Raw genomic sequence first — 22,685 nt, forward strand, 5'->3', positions numbered from 1 at the left:
TCGTGTCAGTCGTTCAACTGCGTGATCTGCATGGCACGATCGCTCAGCAACGCGTAGTTCTTCGTATTGCGCGGATCGCGGATTACGAACTCGCAAGCGTTATCATCCAATGCCACGGCCACTGCATCGGTGATTTCGTCATTGTTCGGATTCGGTGTGCGCAGGGAGGTCAGCAACCTGAACTCGCCGTTGTTGAACAGGTCCAGCGGCAGTTCGAAATGCGCCACCTGATGCCCGCGCTTGGTCATTTTGAAGGTCTTGGAGCCCGTATCGTACGGAATGCCGCCGCGGCGGATGTCGTGCACGGCCACGGCCAGATAGAAGTCCGTGTCCTCGTCGAACTGGTACTCCACGTCGAACTTGAACGGCTCGGAGGAGACGCACACCTGCGGGGAGACCGCGATGGTCTTGAGGATCGGACAACGCTCATTGAGACCGTTCGGGTACTTCTGCTCGGCCTTCTTGGCCAGACGCTCGCGTTCCCGTTCGGCGTCCTTCTTCTCCTGGGCCAGGTTGTCGAGCGTGTACTGCTCGGAGACGGTGCCGCTGTCGCCGCTGGCGGCGATTTCGCCGTCGCGGATGAGGATGGCGCGGTTGCAGTACTTCTTCACGGCAGCCATGTCATGGGTCACCAGAATCACGGTCTTGGTGGGATCCTCGCGCACTTCGGAGAAGTACGCATCGCACTTGCGCTGGAACGCCTCGTCGCCCACGGCCAGTACCTCGTCGAGCACCAGGATGTCGCCTTGGGCCTTGATGGCCACGGAGAACGCCAGACGCACCTGCATGCCGGAGGAGTAGTTCTTGAGCTTCTGATCCATGAACTCCTCAAGCTCGGCGAATGCGACGATATCGTCGTACATCGCCTCCACTTCCTCATGGGTGAAGCCCAGCAGCGCGCCGTTGAGGTACACGTTCTCACGGCCGGTGAGCTCCGGGTTGAACCCCACGCCAAGCTCGATGAACGGCACAAGCTTGCCGTTGGTGGCGATGGAGCCCTTGTCCGGCACGTAGATGCCGGAGATAAGCTTCAGCAGCGTGGATTTTCCACCGCCGTTACGGCCCACGATGCCGAAGAACTCGCCCTGGTGGACCTCGAAGGAGATATCGCGCAGCACGCGCTGTTCCTTATATCCCTTGATGCCTTTGGTCCAGTTGATGAAGGCCTGCTTGAGGCCGGTGGCCTGTTCGGTGGGCAGTTTGAAGGATTTGGCGACATGCTCCACCGAGAGCACCACGGGAGCCTGATCGAAACTGTTGGTTTTGGTGTTCATCACATGACCTCCGCGAACTTACGGCTGTTGCGGCGGAAGAAGTGCACGCCGAGCCAAAGCAGGATAACGGTCAGCAGCAGCGGGATGGCCTTGACCCACCACTGGTCGAACTGGTTCCAGATGGTCGGCTGGGTTTCGGGGGCGATGAGGTTGTGCCGGATGTCCTGAATCGCCTGGGCGATGGGGTTGATGAGTTCCAGCCGGGCCAGCACGGCCAGGATGCCGCCTCGGCTCGTCACATAGGACAGTGGGTAGATGATCGGCATGCCGTAGAACAGCACCTGCTGCAGCACGTCCCAGATATGCGCCACGTCACGGAAGTACACGTACATGGTGGCGAACAGGAGCGTGACTCCCAGCGCCAATGCGTACAGCTGGATGATGCTCAACGGCACCAGCAGCACGCGCCAAGTGAACTGCACGCGGGCGAACAGCGCGAAAATCAGCACGACCACCAGATTGATGGCGTAGCTGATCATCGAACCGACCGTGGCGGAGACCACCACGATGTAATTCGGGAAGTGGATCTTGCGCAGCAGATCGCCGCGGTCCACCACTGAACGCAGGCCCACGGACGTGGCTTCCTGGAAGAACTGCCAGGAGCTGATGCCGAGCAGCAGCACCACCGGGTAGGTGGGGGTGCCGTCGGACATGCGCAGGAACTTGCCGAACACCACGTACATCACGCAGAACAGCATCAGCGGCTTCAGGACCGACCAGGCCACGCCAAGGAACGAACCCTGATAGCGCAGCTTGAAATCGGTCTTCACCAGTCCACGAAGCACCACCAGCGAGTAGCCATAGCGCTCACGAATCGATTCGATGAGTTTGTTCACGGGACCAATACCTTACCGTATGCCTCAGTCCATCTTCAGGTAGTGCTTCCAGTACGCCACAGATGTAAGAGTGGCGCGCGCCGCCGCATATTCCTTGCGAAGACGTTCGATATTGGACTTGTAGTACCGCAGATCCTTGGCATAGCGTGCCTTGATTTCGGCGTAACGCTTGACATCCTTGGTGCGGATGGTGCCTTTGCGGTTGTACCAGTCGATGACCACAAGCTTCTTCTTGCCATGGATGGCGCCGGCCGGGTACGCCCAACCCACCAGCGGGATGACGGCATAGCCGCTACCCGGCTTCTTGAGGTATCGCTGGCCGTTGTCCGTGGCCAAATCCTCAAGGCGCTGGGTAATGGAGCGGGGCTTGTCTCCCTCGATGAGCTGTCGGTCGATGTCATGCAGGTTGAAGCCTTTGAGATCGGGGTCGGCATCCGCCTGACGCTGCAGCTCGTCGAAGTTCACCAGCTGTTCCTTGTTGCGGTTGGCCTGCATGAAACAGCCCTCTGCGACCGGCTTGCTGATGAAGCCGGGACCCTTGAGGAAGTCCTCGAACGCATCCAGGCACAGCTCGGCGTTTTCGTAACCGAACTTCTTGAGCTCAAGGCGGATGTTGTTATGCAGCTCCTTGAGGAAGTCGGACTTGGGAGCCATGCCGGTGGTGGCCTGGGCGATCATGGTGTTGCGGGTGGTCTGGTAGCGTTCCACGGCCGCGTTGTAGCGCTCGTGGAAGGACATGTGCCACACGCACAGGCTGTTCATGGTGATGAACGTCGGATGGCAGCGGATACCGTATTCGGCGTCATCGCAGCGCACGAACACCGGCAGGGGCAGGCCGTTGCGCTTGATCGCGGAGATCGGGATGCAGCAGTACCACCAGGCGGCGTACATCTGCTCGCGCTGCACGCCGCTGGGCTTGAACTCCTCGTTGTAGATGAGGTCGGCGTACTGGGTCATGCGCAGCATCGGCTTGCACGGGGCGAACGTGCCCTGCGGAGTCATGTAGCCGACATCCTCCCACTGGTCCTCGCCGATCTCGTAGTTGAGCATGGCGCCGCTGATGAAGGCCTCGCGATGCTCGTCCTTGAGGATACGCAGCAGGTTGTAGGTGCGCTTGATGCTCTCGGGGGAGACGGCCACGTCATCGTCCATGAGCAGGATATGGCTGGCTTCGGGGGTCTGCTCCATGGCTTCGATCATGCCGCGGGTGAAGCCGCCGGCACCGCCCACGTTGTCGTTCGGACGAACGATGATGCGCTCGGAGGACAGGGCCTTGGCGTCCAGCGTGCGGCCGTTGTCCATCACGTACATGTGGAAGTGGGAGGCGATGTCCTCGCCGGACTCGACGATCTGGTCGCGTACGAGGCCGATGTTGCGCTCGATGAACGCTTCCTTCTTGAAGGTGGTGGTGGCCACCACGAGTTCGATGTCGCGTGGTTCCTGAGCCAAGTCAAGCGAATAGTAACTGTTGCGAATCGCCAGTCGGCCTTCGGATTCAATCTTGAAGCCGACCAGCACCATGGTGTCGTCCACGTCGAGCTCGAAGTCCACAGTCTGCCAGTCGTCGGATTGGGACAGCACTGCCTTGGGAGCGGAAACGACCTGCGGGTGCGCGTCGAAGGAACCGCCGAAGGTCTGGTACACCTTGCAGGCGGCGCCCTTGAGCTCGAGGTGCAGGAAGAAACGCCGGGCCGTGGTGAACTTCAGCAACTTGGCTACGGACAGACCGTTGAAATAGGTGCTGAAATCGTAGGTGCCGTGGTTGAACATCAGCCATTCACCGCTCGGCTCGTCATACACGACAGGGCTGTCGGCCACGCAGTACAAGGAGGGATAACTCAAAGACCTCGGATTCGTTTCCAGCAGAATGTTGGCGAATTTGAACATCGACATGTGTGTAATACCTCAAGCATCGTACGGAAATATAAAGAGAGTATATGCCATCACAATGATAAGCGTCTGGACATGTGACGATTCGGAATACGACAATCCCCACCTGATATTCGCATTCCGAACGAATATCAGGTGGGGATTGGACAAATCAGGTTAGGACTGGCTTCACTTCTTCAGCGTTGCGTAGCGGTGGAGGAAGGCTGCCATATCCTGACGGATGATGTTGGTTCCGACGCCGAAGACGCCGTCGGTGCCGGTGGAGATCTTGGAGGCCTTGGCCCACTTCAGGGCATCCTGGAAGTCGGTTCCAGCCAGCGAGGCATCCGTAAAGGTGTCCTGGGCGGTGGGGGCCGGCTTGCCGGCCACACGCCAGAGCATGAGCATGGCGTCCTGACGCTGGATGTTGGCGGCGCCATCGAAGGTCACCGTGCCGTCAGCCGCCGTGTAACCGTTGATGTAACCGTTCTTGGCCGCCCACAGAATCTCCTTGTAGTGCGGGGTCTGCTCGTTGACGTCCGCGAACTTGTTGTCCGCGGAGGCTGGAGCGTAGTCGGGACTGCCGGCCACGCGGTAAAGGAACGCGGCGTAATCCTGACGGTTCACGTTCGCCGCCGGAGCGTAGGTGCGTACGCCGGAGACAGGGTCGGTGTAGCCTTCGGAGATTTTGTTCTCGTAGGTCCACAGAATGTCCTCATAGTGCGGGGTCTGCTCGTTAACGTCCGCGAACGGGCCGGCGGACGGATTCGTCGGGGTCGTGGAGGTCTTGTCGACGGTCACGGTCACGGTCTTACCGGACTGACGGCCGGTGATGGTGAGCTTGTCGCCTTCCTTTGCGTTCTTCAGTTCGATTTCGGTGGTGCCGGCGGTCTGCACGCGAACGCCGGAGAGCGGGGTGCTGGAGACGGACTGGTCGACAATCTTGCCGCTGGCGTTGGTCAGCTGGTAGGCGAGAACCGCATCGCCATTGAAACCGGTGGCCTGCGCAACGATCTTGCCATCCTTGGAGGCGGTGGCGACTTGTGCGTTGTTGGAAAGCTGCTTTTGTGCGTCGGTGCTGGTCGCAAGGCCAAGCGCGTTGCCGATGGTGTAGAAGTTATCGGTCTGGTCCGTCAGGCCATCGACGCGGGAGGCGTTCGGTCCGGAGGCGGCGATGCGCAGCTGGGTACCGGTGTGGCTCATGTTGCCCTGGGCCTTGCTCGGATCGGCCTTGCCTTCGACGTCGGCGCTGGTGTCCTTGCCGTTGCCATACAGGTCGTCCTCGGAGGTGCCGTAGGAGATGACGGTCTTGGAACCGTCACGGTTCTTCAGCACTGTGCTCAGCGCGTAAATCGGCTGGGATTCGACGATCTGGGAGGTATGGGCGTGGTCGGCGGTGACGATGACGAGCGTGTTGCTCAGGTCGACCTTGGCGAGGGCCGCGGAGATGGCCTTGTCGAGGTCATCGGTCTCGCCGATTTGGCCGCAGGCGTTACCGTTGTGGTCCTGCTTGTCGATCGAGGCGCCCTCGACCTGCAGGAAGTAGCCGTTCTGCTGGCCGTTCTTGTTGTTCTGCAGCAGATCGATGGCCTTGTTGGTGAAATCGGCAAGCGATGCGCCGCTGTTGCCGAGCCACTTCGGGTTCACACTGCAGGTGGTCGGGTTGGCGTCCTTGGCCGGATCCTGCTTGGTGGCGACGGACGGGTTGAACTCTGTCGGCAGATTGCCGTCGCCAAGCAGGGCAAGAACCGGCTTGGTCTGGTCGGCGGAGGACAGGCTCTTGAAGCCGTTCACGTCACCGGACTTGACGGTCTGGAAGCCACGGGCCGCGGCCTGATCCCACAGGGTCTTGCCGTCGAGTCCGAGCTGGTTGAAGTACTTGGCGCCGCCGCCGATGGTTACATCGGCGCGGGTGTCGAGCAACTGCTCGGAGATGGAGCCGATGCCGCCATTGACCTTGAGCTGGTCGGCGAGGCAGTTCTTGGCCTGATTGCCGTCGGCAGCGTCGAGCTTGCCGTCCTTGTTGGTATCGGTCTTGCCGTCCCACTTGCCCTGCGGTCCGTAGCAGGCACGCTCGGAAGAGTGGGATTCGAGGACGGCCGGGGTGGCGTCCTGGATTTCGGCGGTGGTCACGTTGCCAGTGGCCTTGCCGGCGGCCTTCGCAAGCTCGATGAGGTTGAGCTGCGGGTTACCCTTGACGTCGATGTCGACGGCATTGTTGTAGGTCTTGGTGCCCGTAGCCCAGCTGGAGCCGGACGCGGAGGAATCGGTGACCGGAGTGAGCACGCCTGCCGTCCTGGAGCCGGCAAGCTTGCCGTTCTTGTCCTTGGCCATCAGGCTGTCGTTAGAGCTGTTGCCCAGCGAGAAGGTGGTGTACTGGCCCACGCCAGTCTCGACACCCTGTGTGGGCTGACCGAGGCGATCGATGCCCTCGAACTTGCCGTTCAGGCCATGCAGGTAGTTGCGGGCCACGGTGATTTCGGAATCACCCATGCCGTCGCCGATAAACAGAATCACGTTCTTGGCGTTTCTGGAGCCGACCGCGGCGATGCGCTGCGCGCCACCATGAACGGACAGAGCGGAGACATCCTTGCCATCTGCGGCATACGCGGTGCCCGCGACAGATGCAAGCGTGGCCACCGCAGCCAAAGCGGCCACTACCGCTTTGAACCCATTACTCTTCTCCATTGCTAATCCTTTCGTACCTCTGATGCAGTACGAAATTCAACGTAGAATCCGCAATCGTCTCATCGGCGACACCTGCATGCTTCCTGGGAGACATTTAGGTGAATTCTGGGAATGCGGCAAATCTGGTCAATCTGTCGCATTTGTTCGGTGTCGATTCAGACATCGCGCTACCGGCTTACGCATACAATCGAAAAGCATCGAAAACCCCTGCGCAGCGAATGGCAACAGGAGCGCATAGAACGGCAACGTGTAGATGCTTTTCGCCTCCCAAAGCAGGTAACAGCAGAATCCGCCAAGGAATCCGACCGCGAGGAACAGCATCGTCGCTTTTCGTGCGAGGATTTCACCGTTTACCGAATCCCGTTCTTTGCTCGTATGCAGGACGGATACAGCAACCATCGCAACGACGGCAATCAAGGCGCACAGATATACGGCGGATTGCATGACATCGCCATACGCGTTCACCACGCTGCGTCCCGGTTCGGAGAGCAGCCAGTGGGCCAAACCGTTACCGGCATGCATACGGATACCGAGGCCGGAATACAACACGGTTTCAAAGGTCGGTTCGGCCCATTCCGTGGATAGTTTTTGGCCGAAAAACACCAACGCAGATAAGGGGTCGTTGACGGACGAAGACCAAGCGGCGCGAATCGTGTCGACAGCGTGCCGGTACTGTGCCGCATAATCCCCGCCGGTGCTGAGATACACGTTCAATGCATCGCTTTGCCACCATCCCGGCAGGACACCGGTTTTATGCTGCACTCCCATCGCAATCCACGACAATGCGGGCATCCCTGGCCCGAATGACTGCCCGGTGACGTGCTCCATCACAAGAACCGGCACGACTGTAGACTTAAGCACCAACGAGTAGCCGACGATTCCGCCGGCCAGCAGCCACCAGCGACGTGATTGGAAAGTCGCCAACACCAACACGATAAGCATCGCCAGCACGAGGATGTTGAACGTGTTTTTAACCATCACCCCAAGTGCGGCTGCCACGCATGACCCGACAAGCAGGAAGATCCGCGCATGGACGTGCTCAACGCGCAGACACTCTATGAGCAGCAAAGCGGCCAACAGCGTCAGCAGTAGACCTACCGCGTTGGTATAGACGAACGCGGAGAACATGAGCAGTGGAAAGCACAGCGCGATAAGCAGCTCCAAGATGACCTTGGCCTTGCGCCCCAATCCCAGAAGCTGCGCAAACCGGCAGAGCACGACGACCACACCAGTGACCGATAATGCGTTGATGAACTGGAAAGCCATGAAGTTCTGTGTGCCGAATAGCCGGTATATCAGCGCGAACCACAACATGGCGCCGGACTGGAACGGATACCAAGCCAGATAGTTGAACAGATTGCCCTTCATCAGTTGATCTTGGCCGGCACATGTGGCCTGATAGCCGAGAGCACCTTCAGGGGCGCAATAATCAGGACTGAATGCCGCAATGTTCCCCCTGACGAGCTCCGTCGCCCCGCGAGACAGCATGACCGAATCCGGATATTGCGGATTCGCGAAATTCAGTGCGCCAATCCACGTCACCTGCATAATAAGCACGTAGGCAATCAGAACGACAAACCGGCCCCGATCGCTGAAACGGGCCATAAGCCGACTGGCATAGGCGATTGCCGCCACGAATATCGGCACTCCGGCAATCAGCAATGCCGATGATCCCCTAAAAGTCATCTGCTCGGCAAGCACGGTATCGGATGAAGCACCTTGCGCAGGCTGGAAGATTGAGGTGGTGAACAATGACACAAGCGCGATAACGGTGAGAGCGATAACGGTGAGAGCATAGGCAATTGTTTCAGCTAGCGCGGATATCTTCGTCCTCACGTCATCCTCCCAACCCGGCGGGTTTGCCGACAATCCAGACCCGCCGGTAGACAAGGCTTTCAGTATAATATGTCGGCAATCCGGCGAATCTGCTTTGAGTATCGTTCCGGCAAGTTCGGGTCGGCGAACCCCTCTCCCGGCAAAGGCGCGGGTTGCCCCAATGCGGCTTTGGTCCAATGCGACCCCATCCGTAGCACAGCCGCATGTTTGACATCGTAATACCCGGCATCCACGGAGATGAACGAACCGGTGCAGCCTTTGGCGGCAGCAAGAATATGCGGATGATACCGCGTGGACACCCACCGTTGCCCCTCGCGGGCCGGGAATCCGCGTTCCAGAATCTCCGCCAAGGGGAAGAACCTCACATGGTCGTAGCCATAAGCAATCAGATAATCATAAATCGGGCGGTCAATCAGCGGATTGCACTCCACAACGCCAATAGGATCGTGCAGGCCGATGCCCCACGTTTCCAGTATCGATACGGCATAGGTATGAAGGCGCTCGCTGTCTGCCACGAAATCGGACTGCACGCATAACATCACCGCCGGAAGGGATTCATCCTCCATATAGCATCCCTTCAAGGCGTTCACAAAGCAGTCGTCCGGCGCAAGTTCGGCGATGGCTTTCCCCGATCCGCCATTGTTCAACGTTTCCAGTGTACGTTCGTCACGCACGGTAAAACCATCGAACGCCGCAGCGGAGTGCCGGGCGAATGCCAACGATTCACCGTCCAACGGCATCAGGCCAAGCCCTGTAGCGATTACCGGAATGCCATGCTGCCGCGCGAATGGACCTATGGCAAGACGGGACAGATTGCATGTCCAATCACCCCGCATGTAACCTCCGCCGAGTATATGAATGCTTCGTGTTCTATGCTGCAGCAGGCGGATGCCCATGGCGTAGCGTGGTGAGAGGCCGTCGTTTTCCAAAGCCTCCCCAACGAATCCTGCGATATCCTTGATGGGGCCGTCATAGGGGAAGGGATTCTCCGTTCCCAACCGGCGCAACGTATCCGTGAACGATGCGCGCGGGTGAATACCCTGCAGAATCGCCGCCGCCGGCCCGGGCCGGGCACAATCCATGACGACCGGGGATTCCGGATGTCGCTGTGCCAGATATTTGAGCCATTCAGCGGCGATAAGCTCATCCCCGTAGTTCGGGTAGCCGGGTTCGGCAATCAGATAGAGCACATCGCGACCAGGCTGTTCAACCGGCCTGCGGCCGCGTTCACCGGGCTTGTCGCCTCGTACGATTCTGTCCGCCACGGATCGCAGGGAATTACGGATGCCCATGGTTACCTTTTCGCTTCGTCGAGATACTGCTTCCAAAACGCCAATGACGTCATGTCATCACGCTGCTCGCGGTACCGGCGGGCAACCGAATCGTCACGCATCAGTTGTTCCGCGAGCGCCTCGAATCGTATCATTATTCCATCTCGTTTACTGTCATCGCGCACTCGCATCACGCCACGCTGGCCGGACGGCTCCACCGCCAGAGCGCGGTTGGCGTCGTACAGCACTCGCCATGGCCTGCATAGACCATCCACCGGAATGATGGCCAGACCGCCTTTGGGCTTATGTGTTGAGGTGGGATGATTCTTGCGTTCATCCTCATTCCCATGAGGCAGAATGCCGCGTACGAGTCGTCCTAGAATACGTGCCGCTCTTCTGGACAAACGCGCATCCGGGCGAGGAGCAGGTGGAACCGGTACGTTCTCATCGTTAGCGGTTTCCTCCACGCGCCACATGTTGACAACGTCCGGCGCCCCCTCGATTTCGGAAATCGGTCGGAGTTTTTCGGCTTTGGCGGCTGCCTGCTTCAGCAGGCGCTCGCCCACTGGGTGACGGTAGTATTCCGGACCACGCAGGTAGTCGGTGATCGCATCGCATACCAGTTCCATCGACGGATAATCGAAATGCTTCCCCGCGTTGACAATGGTCTCCCTTAGACGTGCCACGTTAGCCGTCATGTCGTTGTTGGGATCGGGGGTGAACGCCTCCTGAATGAGCAGGTTACGGGCCGCCAAATATATTTCCACAGCCGGATTCCAGCGCAAATCGAACGGATCGTGCCATACGCACACACCGTTCAGCGTAATAAACTTCAACTGCTCCTTTTCCTGGATGCGAGTGGAATATTCCACGTCGTCACGCCGGTAGAACAGCGGAATCGGCAACCCATGCTCACGGATGCGACTCACAGGGAAGCACGAGTACCACCATGCCGAATACAGGCCCTGCTCCTTCGAAGAAGGAATCAGCTCCTCATTGAACGTAATGTCATATTCACGATCCATGATGAGCCGCGGCTTGAACGGCTGCAAATGCCGTTGGGCCTGAATCTGACCGATGTCCTCCTGCTGCAGCTCGAAATTGGCGGTTGACAACATAGCTCCAGCCACCGTAGCGGAGGCGTATTCGTCGCTCGCGCATTCCAACAGACGCAATGTTCGTTTGAACGACTCGGGACATACCGTCACATCGTCATCCATAAGCAGCACATGAGTGGCCCAACCCTCTTCCACGGCATGAATCATGCCAGCTGCGAAACCACCGGCGCCGCCCACATTGCCGTTCGGAATCACGGTAATAGACGAATTACCCGAAGTGACATCATCGGGGAGAGACCGGCCGTTGTCCACCACGGTCAAATGGAAGTATTGCCCCCAGAGGGAATCCTCGAGTAGCGATGTGCGAATCAAATCGATATTGCCCGTCACCTGCCGTTCCTTGCGGAACGTGGTGGTGATGATTTCGATGCGCACGTCGCGACGTCGCTTGACATTTGCGCCATAGTAGACAGAGCGCAATGTGGCAGGCTGATCACCTGTCGTCACGGTGAAGGCCACCAACTGTGCATCCACATCGGCCGGATACGGTATTACGTATCGGAACCATCCATCCGACGTGAGCGAAGTCGGATCCGTCACGTCTACGATGGGGCGTTTCTCCAAACGACGATACACCATCTGGGTCAGCGTCACGTGCACAGGTGCGTTCGTCTCCAGCACCAGCGTAGGAGCCAAATCGCTGTCGCCTGTGTACAGCCGCCACTTCTTCATTGAAAACGAGCCAAAATACGTCATGAAATCGGCATAGGAATGCGCGCCTATGGTCAGTTCCTTAGGACCTACTCCACTGTAGGACGGTGATTTCACATACAACGGCAGAATCGAACACGAGGAAAGCGATGGCGTCCAAATCGGTCGACTCAAATCAATGAACATGGGACTTTGGAACCTTTCACTGCTTCTCACCCAGTTATTCTCTTAGGCTATCACCTAGCTCATTCACGGCCCAATATCTGTGGACTGTTTCGTAGCTGTTTATCATCGTGATGTCCTATACTGCATATGCCCAGCGCGCGGAGAGGACTTGACATGCGGGAACAGTCGCAGGCGATGCATAGAAAACGAGATAAGCTCAGTGCCGGCCACGATCTTGGAGGGACGGCTAACGGTCGGTTCCTGATCAGGAAGGTATTCCGCTATCTTCAAGGCTGGAAACTTGAGGGGCTGTATGCCTCGGTAACCATAATATGCGGACTGATTTTAATCTATTGGGACCGTCGTCCCGCCCGTAACGATGACCGCGCACATTTGGGACGTCTTCGCCAGTTGGCGTCAGGCACCCTGCTGCCCGTACAGAGTCCCGATGGCAGCGACCTGTATGGATACTGGAGAGATGGCATTTTCCGGCCCTTTAACAATACGGCCGTGAATTCGCCGGTTGCATATTATCCATCGATTCTGGCATTCAGGATTCATTGGAACGACTATCTGCTCGCGTGCATCTTCACGCTTGTCTGCTCCACGCTGACGGCGACCATCGCGATTCACGTGGCTATGCGGTATCGATACGTTATTTGCGCAGCGGCATTGTTGCCGGCTGTGTTTTTCTCGTTCCTGTATGTGACCACGGATGCCGTGATTAATTCGTTGTCCTTGCTGTTCGTAGCAATCGCGCTTCGATTGCATCAGCGAGCTGAAGTTACATGGCCGCAAACCATACTGATTACGGTGCTCGCCCCATTGGTGGCACTGACGAAAACAACATCCGTGGTATTGCTCGCCATGCTCTTCCTGCCTGTGATTGCCGTGTGGAGGGAACGTCATATCATCCGCTGGCGCATGCTGCTTCCTCTTGCCTCAGGTTCGGCCGCCTGTCTGGTCTGGCAGCGTATGACCAGTCATATTCCGCCCATTCTTGGCACTGATTTCACGTTGGAACGTTATCAGGATGCGCAGCAGCTACTGGTATCCCATCCGCTGGAGTTTCTGCAGAGCCTACTGATTACGCTCGTGCAACCGCTCGATTTCAACAAGAAATTCGATAAATACAACTCCGTGCGTAATCTCCAGTTCTTTGCGGGCAGTGAAAAAGCACAGTTGCCCACCGGGATAATGTTGCTGATTTTTGTGGCTATCGTGCTGCTGTTGGTGAAGAACAATATCAATCAGCATGAAATCCACTGGCAGGAACGAACCATCATGGGTTTTATGATTGCGGGATTCTATGTGCTGACATGCGCCGCTATGCTGCTTGTCGGCAGTGGTCTGCTGACTACCGATAAGTTGGGGGCATACGCGGACGGTATGCAGAACCGGTACTTCATCCCGGTGCTCGCTCCAATGGCGCTGATGCTGCCAGACTTTGGTCTTACCGTCAAGAGAAGCCATGTCATCAATGCGACCATCGCGTCATGTCTGGTGCTGGGATATGCCGGTATCGTGTGTGCACACGTCATTGCGTTCCCAAAAGTGGTTGCATGACCGTGCCGCAGCAGCGCCACACAACCACTTTGCGAGTGAGATGAATGGGGGCTTCCATAAATATTATGGAAGCCCCCATTCATCTCACTCGCAAGCTATGCCATCATTATCCCTATCAAGTTCAGGTCGATAACCGGGCTGCCCTCGGTACAGAGGCGCTTTCCCCGCGGCGCGTACGGCGGCGCAATTCTTGTAATACACGCCCCCGTTATTATTTCCGCTATCTGGCTGACTCGGTTCTGGATTCGGTGCTGGAGACGGCTGCGAAGCATCGCCGGTATAGCGCCCAGTCACCTCATCGAAGTGTGCCCACTTGTTCCATTCGGGAACCCAAGCATTTCCGTGTGCCATAGCACCAGTAGCCTGATCAAAGTAGTACCAAGCGCCATCCTGCGCTTGAAGGCCTTTGACCATCTTGCCGGTGTATCGGTCGTACCTCACCCATTTGCCACCGCTCGACGGCACATAGGTATCACCATGGAACATGGCTCCGGTATTCACGTCAAATAGATACCACCCGGTATGTTCGGCGTCGTAATCGACGTATTGCTCGCCATGAGCCATTTTGCCGGTGATCCAGTCGTAGTACACCCATTTGCCGTCATTGGAAGGCACGAACCGCATGCCCTTGGCCATGGCTCCTGTGATGGGGTCGAAGTAGTACCATCCGCCGTAACGATAGTCCTCGCCCTTGCGCATGTGGCCGTTCTCGTCATAGCGGACCCACTTGCCGCCACTGGAGGGGAGATACACGTCCTTGTTTCTGGCCATAGTGCCATCGGCATCCAGCCAATACCACGCGTTGGAACCGGGATCGTAAATTTCCTTGGAACGCGCCGGTGAACCGTGCTCATACCAGTAATTTTGCCCATTCATCTGGTACCAGCCAGTGTAATCGGCGGATGGCCCGGATTCGGAATCAGCGTAGGCGCTTGAGACGGACATGCCCAACAACGACACGATGCTTAAACCTGCTGCAATGACTGTTCGCACTATATGACGATGATTCATCGTTTCTTCTCTCCTCTCTGAAAGCAATCGGATTCTCATCCACTCAGTTTCATCATAGAACCGTATCGTCGCAAAAATCGTGCCCATCCCCCATGTCCCTAGAAGAAAGGTTCCTGAATCATGACAGGAAACACCAAGGTTTGGCGCGCGCCGCTCGCGGGCCTCGCCTCCGTCGCGATGATCGCGACCATGGGCGTCGCCGCCTCCACGGCCAACGCCGCGCCTTCGTATCAGTACCCTGATGTGAAGGTCACTCTTGATCCGAATGGCGGCGAGTTCGCTCCTTCCGTTAGCGGCTTGCAGTCCGACGGCACGGTCAAGTTGACCGATGCCCGTGACAATGTCACCGACGGCTACTACTACGCCGACGGTGTTTTCGAGGATCTGTACTCCACGTACGGTTTCGATGGCACTAACGGCAGCACTTCCGACGCGAACATCCTGTGGGATGGTCAGGGCGCTCGTCGCTTCTCCGGTTGGTATACGGAGAAGACCGGCGGCCAGGCCGTCGACCCGACTGCCGCGCTCACGGATGGTACTACCCTGTACGCTCACTGGAGCCAGGGCGCCTCCAGCACGGACGAATCCGAAGATGCTGTGCACTTCGACACTGATGGCAAGGTCACTTCAACCAATCCTGACGGTATTTCCAATGTCGTGACCGTCGACAATACCGGCCGTAACGTGTATGTGTTCTTGGCTGATGGTGATACCCTCGCTGACTGGGAGGTCCCGTCCACCGATGTGACCGACTATCAGGTGTTCGATCACTGGGATGGCGGCACTGTCGCGACCGCCAAGGCCGGTGATACTCTGAAGGCTGTGACTGTGGCCGGCACGAAGCTGACTATCAATCGTACTGCGTCCAACGATCCTTCTGTCCAGTTTGATCTGTACAAGGATGGCGTGAAGGCCACCACCGCCGGTTCTATCAGCTTCGATGTGCCCCGTCAGAGCACGCTGGCTGGCTGGCAGGCTATCACCCCGTCCAGCAAGAAGCTGGCCACCGGTTGGTCCGTCGACGCTGGCGACGGCTTCAAGGACTACGCCGTCACCGATCAGCTTCCCGACGTGAATGATGTGACCGTCGCCCCGAAGGGCCCGGGTATCCAGGCCACCGTCGTGCGTGTCCACAAGTGGAACAAGACTGACGTTAACGAGCGCTACTTCATCGCCAGCGGCCAGACCTTCACCCAGTCCGTGGGCAAGGCCCTCGACGACGTGAAGCGCGCGAACACCACGTTCCTTGGCTGGTACGATAAGGCGCAGCCTGTCACTTACAACGACGTCTCCGGTCAGGTCACTGTCTACAACGATGACTTCTTCGAGGGTAACCTGATTCGCGTTTACCTTCTCGACAAGGCCGATCCGGTCCAGTTCAGCTTCGACAAGGCCATCAACCAGGACAACGCTGGCATCGACCTGTATGCGGGCTACGATACCGAAGCTCCGTTCACCACGATCACCTTCGACCCGAACTACTCCGGCGCCGACAAGATTTCCCAGAAGATCTACTGGGGCAAGAAGCTCGCCGATCAGGTTCCGTCCGTGACCCGTTCCGGCTACACGCTCGTGGGCTGGTACGAGGTTCCGAACCCGGCTGATCTGACCAAGCAGAAGCTTGACACGTCCGTCGCCGCGGACGCCACCACGCCCGCTGCTACCACTTACTACGCCGTCTGGTCTGCTGATTCGAAGTATGGTGTGAATGGCCTGCTGTTCAACCTGGCCCGTGGCTACGCGACCGGTATCTCCGACAACAAGGTTGAGGGCAAGGGCTACTACGCGTCCTTCACGAACTCCCCGTCCAAGCCGGTCGCCCTCGAGGCCAACGGCCGCAAGGACGACAACGGCGTCGCGCTGTACACCAACGCGACCAAGGAGCACGAGACCTCCACCTTCAAGTTCGTGGTCAGGAACCCGGGCTACGTGCAGACCACGTGGAACGCGTTCGTCAAGTCCCGTGACGAGGTCGTGGTCCCGGCCCTGATCAAGGAGCTCAAGCTCGCCAAGGACGCCGACATCGCCACCGTGTACGAGGCCGTCGCCACGAAGCTTTCCGCCGAGAAGGCCGACGAGATCAACCAGCAGTTCGCCAAGGTCGCTTCTGACAAGGCATCGTTCCCGGATGTGAACTACGACGACTACGGCACCCACTCCGACGAGATCACCTCCCTGTACAAGAAGGGTATTGTCAAGGGCTACGCCGACGGCACGTTCGGCTACGGCGCGAAGCTGGCCCGTGTGGACTACATCGTGTGGCTGTACCGCGCCGCCGGCTCCCCGGCCGTGTCCTCCGAGGCTTCCTTCTCCGACGTGAACGCCACGACCGTCCCGAACAAGGACTTCCGTGACGCCATCGCCTGGGCCGCTTCCGAGGGCATCACCAAGGGCTACGCCGATGGCACGTTCGCCCCGTACGCAACCCTGAACCGCCAGGACGCGATGGCGTTCCTGTACCGCGCTGCCGGCAGCCCGAAGTTCAACGAGTCCTACGCGGACGTGAAGTTCTCCGACGTGACCCCGGGCGATACCGCGAACCACTCTCAGGCTGTCCTGTGGGCCGCCTCGAACGACATCGCCAAGGGCTACTCCGGCACGGTGAACTACTTCGGTGGCTACAACACTCTGGTCCGTCAGGATGCGGCCGCCTTCCTGGCCCGCACCCTGGATCATGGCTACATCGACTGAGCCATGCCGATGATTCGGGTCGCAAGGCCTAGATAACGGAAGAAGGCCGGAACCCTTTACGGGGTTCCGGCCTTCCTACATGCTGATGCCGGGTATTGCGGCGCGGTCGGTCGTGTGGCAACGGCCAATCCGTGTGCGAGGGCTGCATGCCAAAAAGACGTGGAAGGGTCCTTCACCCAGTCGGGTGGAGGACCCTTCGTCGTTCGGCCGATCCGTCAGGCCAAAACCCGGCGAATGAACGTCACTTAATCTTGCCAGCCCGGGCATTGTCCGCCGCCTTGACGATCCCCGCCGGCAGAAGCGCGGAAGGGGCCGGCTTCCATCCGAATCAAGGATGGAAGCCGGCCCCTGTATCGTTCGGGCGAACGTGTCTAGCCTAGGCTAGTCGGTTCACTTGGCGATGTAACCGGCCTTGAGGGTGCGGGCCAGGAAGGCGGCCGCGTCCTGACGGACCAGGGTGTTGTAGCCACCGAAGTAGGTGACGGTGCCGTAGTAGCCCTTGGCGATGCCCTCGGAAGCGGCCCACAGGACCTCCTTCGCGTGGTTCGCGGTGTCACCCGGGGTCACGTCGGAGAACTTGGCGTTCACGCCGTTCTCCTGGAACTTCGGGGAACCGGCAGCGCGGTACAGGAACGCGGCGGCGTCCTGGCGGTTCAGGGTCGCGTACGGGGCGAACGTGCCGTCCGGGTAGCCGGTGGTCACGCCCTCGGCCTTGGCCCAGGCGATGGCCTTGCGGAACTCCTCGTTCGGGACCGTGGTCGCGGTCACGTCGGAGAAGCCGGCCGCGTCGGCGTCAACCGACGGGCTGCCGGCGGCGCGGTACAGCCACACGATGTAGTCCACACGGGCCAGCGGGGCGCCGTAGCCGAACGTGCCGTCGGCGTAGCCCTTGACGATGCCCTTGGTGGTCAGGTACTGGATGTCGTCGGAGTGGGTGCCGTAGTCGTCGTAGTTCACATCCGGGTAGTCGGTCTCCGGGGCGAGCACGCCACCGAACGCGGCGTTGAACTCGTTGGCCTTCTCCTCGGACAGGCGGGCGGCGACCGCGTTGTACACGGTCTCGATGCTGGAGTCCTTGGCGAGCTTCAGGTAGGAGATGATCTCGGCCTTCACGTTGTCACGCGTGGTCTGGAACTGCTTCCAGGAAGCGTCCGTGAAGCCCTCCGGCTTGGCCAGCTGCAGCTTGTAGCCGCTGGTGGCGGTGTACACGTCCCACTTGCCGTCGTTGTCCTTGTCGACGTCGACGGAGGAGACCTTGCCGTGGGTCTTCTTCACGAAGGAGTAGCCGCGCTTGAGGTTGAACAGCAGGCCGTACTTGCCGTACTTGGAATCGGCCGTGTAGTTCACGTACAGGACGTTACCATCCGTGGCCTCCGGGTGGGTGTCATCGACCTTGGAGTCGAGGTTCACCTTGAAGCCGGCCAGGGCCTTGCCGCCGGAGATGCGGGTGTAGTAGCCCTCGATGGAGTAGCCGGAACGCTCCCACTGGGACTCAACGGCCTTCAGCTGCTCGCCGATGGTCTTGTCCTCGTAGAGCTTGACGGTCACGGACTTGGCCTGATCGTACAGCGGCTTAACGGTGAAGGTACGGTAACGGGCGGCGATGTCGAACAAGGCCCACACGTTGACCTGGCCCTGGCCGTAGGCCACGGAGAAGTCGAACTTGACCGGGTCGGCGTTGTCCCAAGCGCCGGTGACGTTGGAGGCGGTCAGGTTGTAGAAGTTGAAGAACGCGCTGTTCTTGACGGTCTTCTTGTTGCCGGCGGCATCGTAGTAGGTGACGGTCGCTTCCGGATCGTACCAGCCATCGAAGGCCTTCGTGTTCACGCGGGTGACGTCCTCGAGGGTCTTGCCGTAGGCCTCCTCGAACGTGGACGTAGACGGGGTGAAGTAGGACTTCTTGTTGTACGCGTCGGACACGCTCACGTTGTACTGGGTGGCGGGCTGGAAGTTGTAGGCCAGCAGCCAAATCTCGCTCAGGCCAGCGGGGATGTTCAGGGTGTTGCCCTCGATGGCGGTCGGGTGGGAGCTGTCGCTGCCCACGTAGTACTGCCAACCGTTGGCGAGCTGCACGGAGGAGGTGTCGGCGCCCTTGACGGCCTGGTACGGGGTCAGGGTAGCGCCGCGCAGGACATCGGACTTGCCGCCGGTGACCTTCTCGCCGTCCTTGTAGTAATCGTAGCCGGAGGTCGCCGGGAAGTTCACGATGACGCCCTTGTCGGCCTTGGCGTTCAGCATGGTGCCGCGCTTGGCGGAGTCGACGCCGTCGAAGCCGCCGAACACGAAGCCGTCGCCAGCGACATCCTCGGACGGGACCTGCCAGTCGGCGACCTGGTCGCCGTCGGCGAGACGCACGAACACGGAGTTGCCGTCGTAGGACGGGTTCACGACCTTGGCCGTACCGTCGGGGTTGATGGCCTCGGCGACCTTGGTGGTGTGGCCGGCCTGGCCGTACAGCAGGTTGAAGGTCACGCCCTCCTCGGACTCGTCCGAGTAGTCCACGGCCCAGTGGGCGTACAGCGTGGTGCCGTCCTCGAGGGCGGCCTCCGGGTCGACGGCCTGGCCGCCGGCGTCCGGGCTCGTGTACCAGCCGGTGAACACGTAGCCGGAGTTCTTGACGAAGCCGTCGGTGCCGTACCAGTCGTAAAGGTGCTCGAACACGCCGTCGGCGTAGTTCACGCCCTGCGCGTCGGTCTGCTTGCTGTCGGTCAGCTGCAGCTTGGTCTTGGCGGTATCGACGAACTTGGCGGCGCTCGGGTCGGACGGGGAGCCAACGAACTTGCCACCGTTGGTATCCAGCGTGACCTGCACATCAGGCGTCTGCAGCGGCGCGGCGTTGGCCGTGGAGGCGGCGACGCCCATGGTCGCGATCATCGCGACGGAGGCGAGGCCCGCGAGCGGCGCGCGCCAAACCTTGGTGTTTCCTGTCATGATTCAGGAACCTTTCTTCTAGGGACATCGGGTTTTTCTTATATGGGGACTTTCCCCATCCCGACTGACATTATTTCTACCTCTCACCCCTAGACATTGTCAAATCTCTATTTGCCTAGAGTGAGCATCTAGAGGTCTTCGTATTACCTATGATTCTGCTGGCCACACTGCTCGTCTCATAGGCCGCCCGCATTGTGGATTATTGTGGATATCCCGAATCATCGTTGATATTCCAATCATACGGAGCTTCAAAACAACGCCGAAACCTAGGTAACTACAAGCATGTAATTTACAGCATATGTTAAGACTTCATTACAGCTCCCCATAGAAAAGACTTATGACACACCTCCGGCATTTCGGAAAATCCGAATGGCTTCGGCGTTTCGCCCCCCCCCGATTCGACATTGTCAATAAATAACGCTATTGTCTTTCGGTAGGCGTGGAGTTTGTGTGGACACAAATTGTGCACCTACTTTCAGTAATACTTTATTCGCATAAAGTGTTGCATCGGGACATCGCGGTGTTGTGAGCCCGCCGGAAGACCTCTCTTCCGGCGGGCTCACAACATCTTGTAGGCCTGTCTTGGCAGAAGTACAGGCGGCAAGCCCCTTATATACCGCAACATCACGATGTTCGTTCCCTCACCGATTCCGAACGCCCCATCTCCCGGGACATGCGCCCGTATTATGCTGTTCCCGTCTAGAAGTTTGCGAAAGAGGGATTATGCATAATCACGCTTACCGACGTCTGCCTATACCTGTCGCCGTAATGACCGTGATGCTGTTCATTATGGGATTGTTCGCGCCGGCAGCCCAAGCGGTCGTATACCCGGATATCATGCTTGCGGCATTCTGGAACAGTGACGAAGATCTTTCGGATACGGTCTACATGTCATATAACGGCAAGGACTTCCAGAAGCTTTCCACTGCATACCAAGCCGTGGGACACGGAGACGACACCGTGGCAGGCGTGCCTAGCTATGTTCACGCACTACACGATCCTGGTCTGTTCTACCGGAACGGTACGTTCTGGATGCTTTCCGGCTTCGTTCAGAAGCAGGCCGGTATCGGCTGGCGCTATACGCCGATGTTCGGTTCATCCAAGGATCTTGTGCACTGGAGCTACCCGAACAGCGGTAGCGCCACGAATCTCAAGCCCACGGTCATGCCTGCAGGAGCGAGCAAGCTCACGGACGGGCAGTACGACACCGCAGGCACCGATGGTTTCGTTGATGACAATGGCGACGTGTATGTAGTCACCACACTGGGGTACTTCGGTTCCAAACATGGACATCCACAGAAGGACCAGATGTCGCCGTATATCGTCAAGGTCAAGAACCTCGAGCCCGGCGCCGACCCGGCCGTGGACCCCGGCAAACAGCCAAACCTCACTTACGGCGATCTGGTACCCATCAACCTCCCAATCAAGGCGAATGACTGGCTGGATCCTTCTTTATATAAGGAAAACGGACGCTACTACCTCAGCATCAAGAAAGAGGGCGTGACCAATCAGATCTTCTCCATTCGCAATCTCAAGGATGCGCAGAACCCTAGCGCATGGACCGTTGTCAACACCGATGTAATCACCGGCTATGAAGGCCCCTATCTGGCCAAGTACAAGGGCTCCTATTACTACTATGTGGATAAACTCAAGGACTGGCCGCCTCACAACTACGACGGCACAGCAGGCGTGTTCGTCATGCAGTCGGACAAGCTTTCCTCCGGTTGGAGCACTCCTCAGCGAATCACCACCGTGGATGTGAACGGCAATATCATTCCCAATCGTCACGGCAGCGTGTTCACGGTGACCAGTCCTAATGCGAAAAACGTCATTTGGAACCTGCGTGAGCAGCTCGGGTACGGGCAATATCGGCCGGGAGTCAAGGGTTGGGTCACCGAAGACGGCGAGAAGTACTGGTACGACGACGGTATCCGCGCCGTCTCCAAGGAAGTGTACGACCCCACCTCCAATGCTTGGTATTGGATTGACGCCAACGGCACGATGGCTCACGATAAGGACGTATACATCGCCACCGCAGGCAAGTGGGTGCGTTATGATTCCAACGGCCACATGGTCAAGGGAGAGGACTACCGATATGGCGGTTGGTACTATTTCGACCCCGCCACCGGCGCCATGCGCAAAGGCATCATGACCATCCCCTCGAACACCCCTGTCAACGATCCCGCCGATGATGGTACCGGCAAATACAAGCCGGCCAAGCCCGTCAGCGGCAAGACCTACACCAAGACGGTCTACTACGACCGTAACACCGGACAGATGGTCCACGGCGAAGCGTTCATTACGGACCCCGGATACTTCGGATGGCATTTGTTCGACTACAGCACAGGGGCCATGCGCACCGGACTGCAGTACATCGCCGGAGCGAACAAGTGGGTGTATTACGACCCGCAGGACGGCGGTGCCATGCACTACGGCGAGCAGTACATCGATGATGGAGTGCATAAGGCAGGCTGGTACCTATTCGCCATGAACACTGGCGCCATGTTCCACGGCGACATTCACCTTTCGGTCGGCAACAAATGGGTGCGTTATGACCGCGAAACCGGCGTCATGGTCAAGGGCCTGCAACGTCAGGATGGCGCCTGGTTCTACTTCGATCCGGACACCGGAGCTATGGCCCATGGCAAGACATGGGTTCCCGAATGGAAGGATTGGCACGAGTTCGATAAGGTGACCGGACGAGGCTGATTCCACCTCCGAATATCACCGACGATTGGATTGCCCTAGTGCTGCCTGCCTTCTGCCGTGGAAGGCAGG

The 22,685-nt window shown here is 58.6% G+C and carries 11 protein-coding genes and 1 pseudogene; 3 read left to right on the top strand and 9 right to left on the bottom strand.

The genetic code is table 11. The features are described from left to right. Nucleotides 1-5 precede the first annotated feature (5 nt). The 7 genes and pseudogenes from DF196_RS06040 to DF196_RS06070 form a co-directional block, all read right to left on the bottom strand. On the bottom strand, nucleotides 6-1,274 hold the full coding sequence (locus tag DF196_RS06040) for an ABC transporter ATP-binding protein (protein ID WP_109056980.1): 1,269 nt from the start codon (nucleotides 1,272-1,274) through the stop codon (nucleotides 6-8). Then, the gene (locus DF196_RS06045; protein ID WP_170114999.1) at nucleotides 1,274-2,110 is read right to left on the bottom strand and encodes an ABC transporter permease; all 837 of its coding nucleotides are present in this window, start codon (nucleotides 2,108-2,110) and stop codon (nucleotides 1,274-1,276) included. Before DF196_RS06045 ends, DF196_RS06040 begins: the two co-directional genes overlap by 1 nt. 24 nt (nucleotides 2,111-2,134) lie before the next feature. Next, nucleotides 2,135-4,003, bottom strand: coding sequence for a glycosyltransferase family 2 protein (locus DF196_RS06050; RefSeq protein WP_109056981.1), 1,869 nt, complete (start codon nucleotides 4,001-4,003; stop codon nucleotides 2,135-2,137). A 729-nt stretch (nucleotides 4,004-4,732) separates the two neighbouring features. Continuing rightward, nucleotides 4,733-6,667, bottom strand: a pseudogene (gene phoA / locus DF196_RS06055) (alkaline phosphatase); the annotation flags it as partial. Between the two features lie 126 nt (nucleotides 6,668-6,793). Next, nucleotides 6,794-8,557: a hypothetical protein gene (locus DF196_RS06060; RefSeq protein WP_146194713.1), complete on the bottom strand. Its 1,764-nt coding sequence runs from the start codon at nucleotides 8,555-8,557 to the stop codon at nucleotides 6,794-6,796. Between the two features lie 5 nt (nucleotides 8,558-8,562). Continuing rightward, nucleotides 8,563-9,795 (bottom strand): polysaccharide pyruvyl transferase family protein, encoded by a 1,233-nt coding sequence (locus DF196_RS06065; protein ID WP_109056984.1) that lies wholly within the window; start codon nucleotides 9,793-9,795, stop codon nucleotides 8,563-8,565. A 2-nt stretch (nucleotides 9,796-9,797) separates the two neighbouring features. Next, nucleotides 9,798-11,729: a glycosyltransferase gene (locus tag DF196_RS06070; RefSeq protein ID WP_109056985.1), complete on the bottom strand. Its 1,932-nt coding sequence runs from the start codon at nucleotides 11,727-11,729 to the stop codon at nucleotides 9,798-9,800. 153 nt (nucleotides 11,730-11,882) lie between these two features. On the opposite strand from DF196_RS06070, the gene DF196_RS06075 reads away from it, so the two are divergent. Then, nucleotides 11,883-13,274: a DUF2142 domain-containing protein gene (locus tag DF196_RS06075; RefSeq protein WP_158276278.1), complete on the top strand. Its 1,392-nt coding sequence runs from the start codon at nucleotides 11,883-11,885 to the stop codon at nucleotides 13,272-13,274. Nucleotides 13,275-13,358: 84 nt separating this feature from the next. Here the strand turns inward: DF196_RS06075 and DF196_RS13570 are convergent, their stop codons facing one another. After that, nucleotides 13,359-14,285, bottom strand: coding sequence for an excalibur calcium-binding domain-containing protein (locus DF196_RS13570; protein ID WP_421728451.1), 927 nt, complete (start codon nucleotides 14,283-14,285; stop codon nucleotides 13,359-13,361). A 120-nt stretch (nucleotides 14,286-14,405) separates the two neighbouring features. Here DF196_RS13570 and DF196_RS06085 point away from each other — a divergent pair, with 120 nt between their 5' ends. Next, nucleotides 14,406-16,976, top strand: coding sequence for an S-layer homology domain-containing protein (locus DF196_RS06085; protein WP_109056987.1), 2,571 nt, complete (start codon nucleotides 14,406-14,408; stop codon nucleotides 16,974-16,976). 390 nt (nucleotides 16,977-17,366) lie between these two features. Here the strand turns inward: DF196_RS06085 and DF196_RS06090 are convergent, their stop codons facing one another. Then, entirely contained in the window at nucleotides 17,367-19,907 is a 2,541-nt protein-coding gene (locus DF196_RS06090; protein WP_109056988.1) for an S-layer homology domain-containing protein, read from the bottom strand. Between the two features lie 777 nt (nucleotides 19,908-20,684). Between DF196_RS06090 and DF196_RS06095 the strand changes: the two genes are divergently transcribed. Then, nucleotides 20,685-22,616, top strand: coding sequence for an N-acetylmuramoyl-L-alanine amidase family protein (locus tag DF196_RS06095; RefSeq protein WP_109056989.1), 1,932 nt, complete (start codon nucleotides 20,685-20,687; stop codon nucleotides 22,614-22,616). Nucleotides 22,617-22,685: the final 69 nt, after the last annotated feature.

The sequence above is a fragment of the Bifidobacterium callitrichidarum genome (assembly GCF_003129905.1).
GTDB classification, from domain to species: Bacteria; Actinomycetota; Actinomycetes; order Actinomycetales; family Bifidobacteriaceae; genus Bifidobacterium; species Bifidobacterium callitrichidarum.

Coding starts and splice junctions, on each gene's coding strand:
- DF196_RS06040 (WP_109056980.1), bottom strand. CDS start 1,274: ATGAACACCAAAACCAACAGTTTCGATCAGGCTCCCGTGGTGCTCTCG.
- DF196_RS06050 (WP_109056981.1), bottom strand. CDS start 4,003: ATGTCGATGTTCAAATTCGCCAACATTCTGCTGGAAACGAATCCGAGG.
- DF196_RS06065 (WP_109056984.1), bottom strand. CDS start 9,795: ATGGGCATCCGTAATTCCCTGCGATCCGTGGCGGACAGAATCGTACGA.
- DF196_RS06070 (WP_109056985.1), bottom strand. CDS start 11,729: ATGTTCATTGATTTGAGTCGACCGATTTGGACGCCATCGCTTTCCTCG.
- DF196_RS06075 (WP_158276278.1), top strand. CDS start 11,883: ATGCGGGAACAGTCGCAGGCGATGCATAGAAAACGAGATAAGCTCAGT.
- DF196_RS13570 (WP_421728451.1), bottom strand. CDS start 14,285: ATGAATCATCGTCATATAGTGCGAACAGTCATTGCAGCAGGTTTAAGC.
- DF196_RS06085 (WP_109056987.1), top strand. CDS start 14,406: ATGACAGGAAACACCAAGGTTTGGCGCGCGCCGCTCGCGGGCCTCGCC.
- DF196_RS06090 (WP_109056988.1), bottom strand. CDS start 19,907: ATGACAGGAAACACCAAGGTTTGGCGCGCGCCGCTCGCGGGCCTCGCC.
- DF196_RS06095 (WP_109056989.1), top strand. CDS start 20,685: ATGCTGTTCATTATGGGATTGTTCGCGCCGGCAGCCCAAGCGGTCGTA.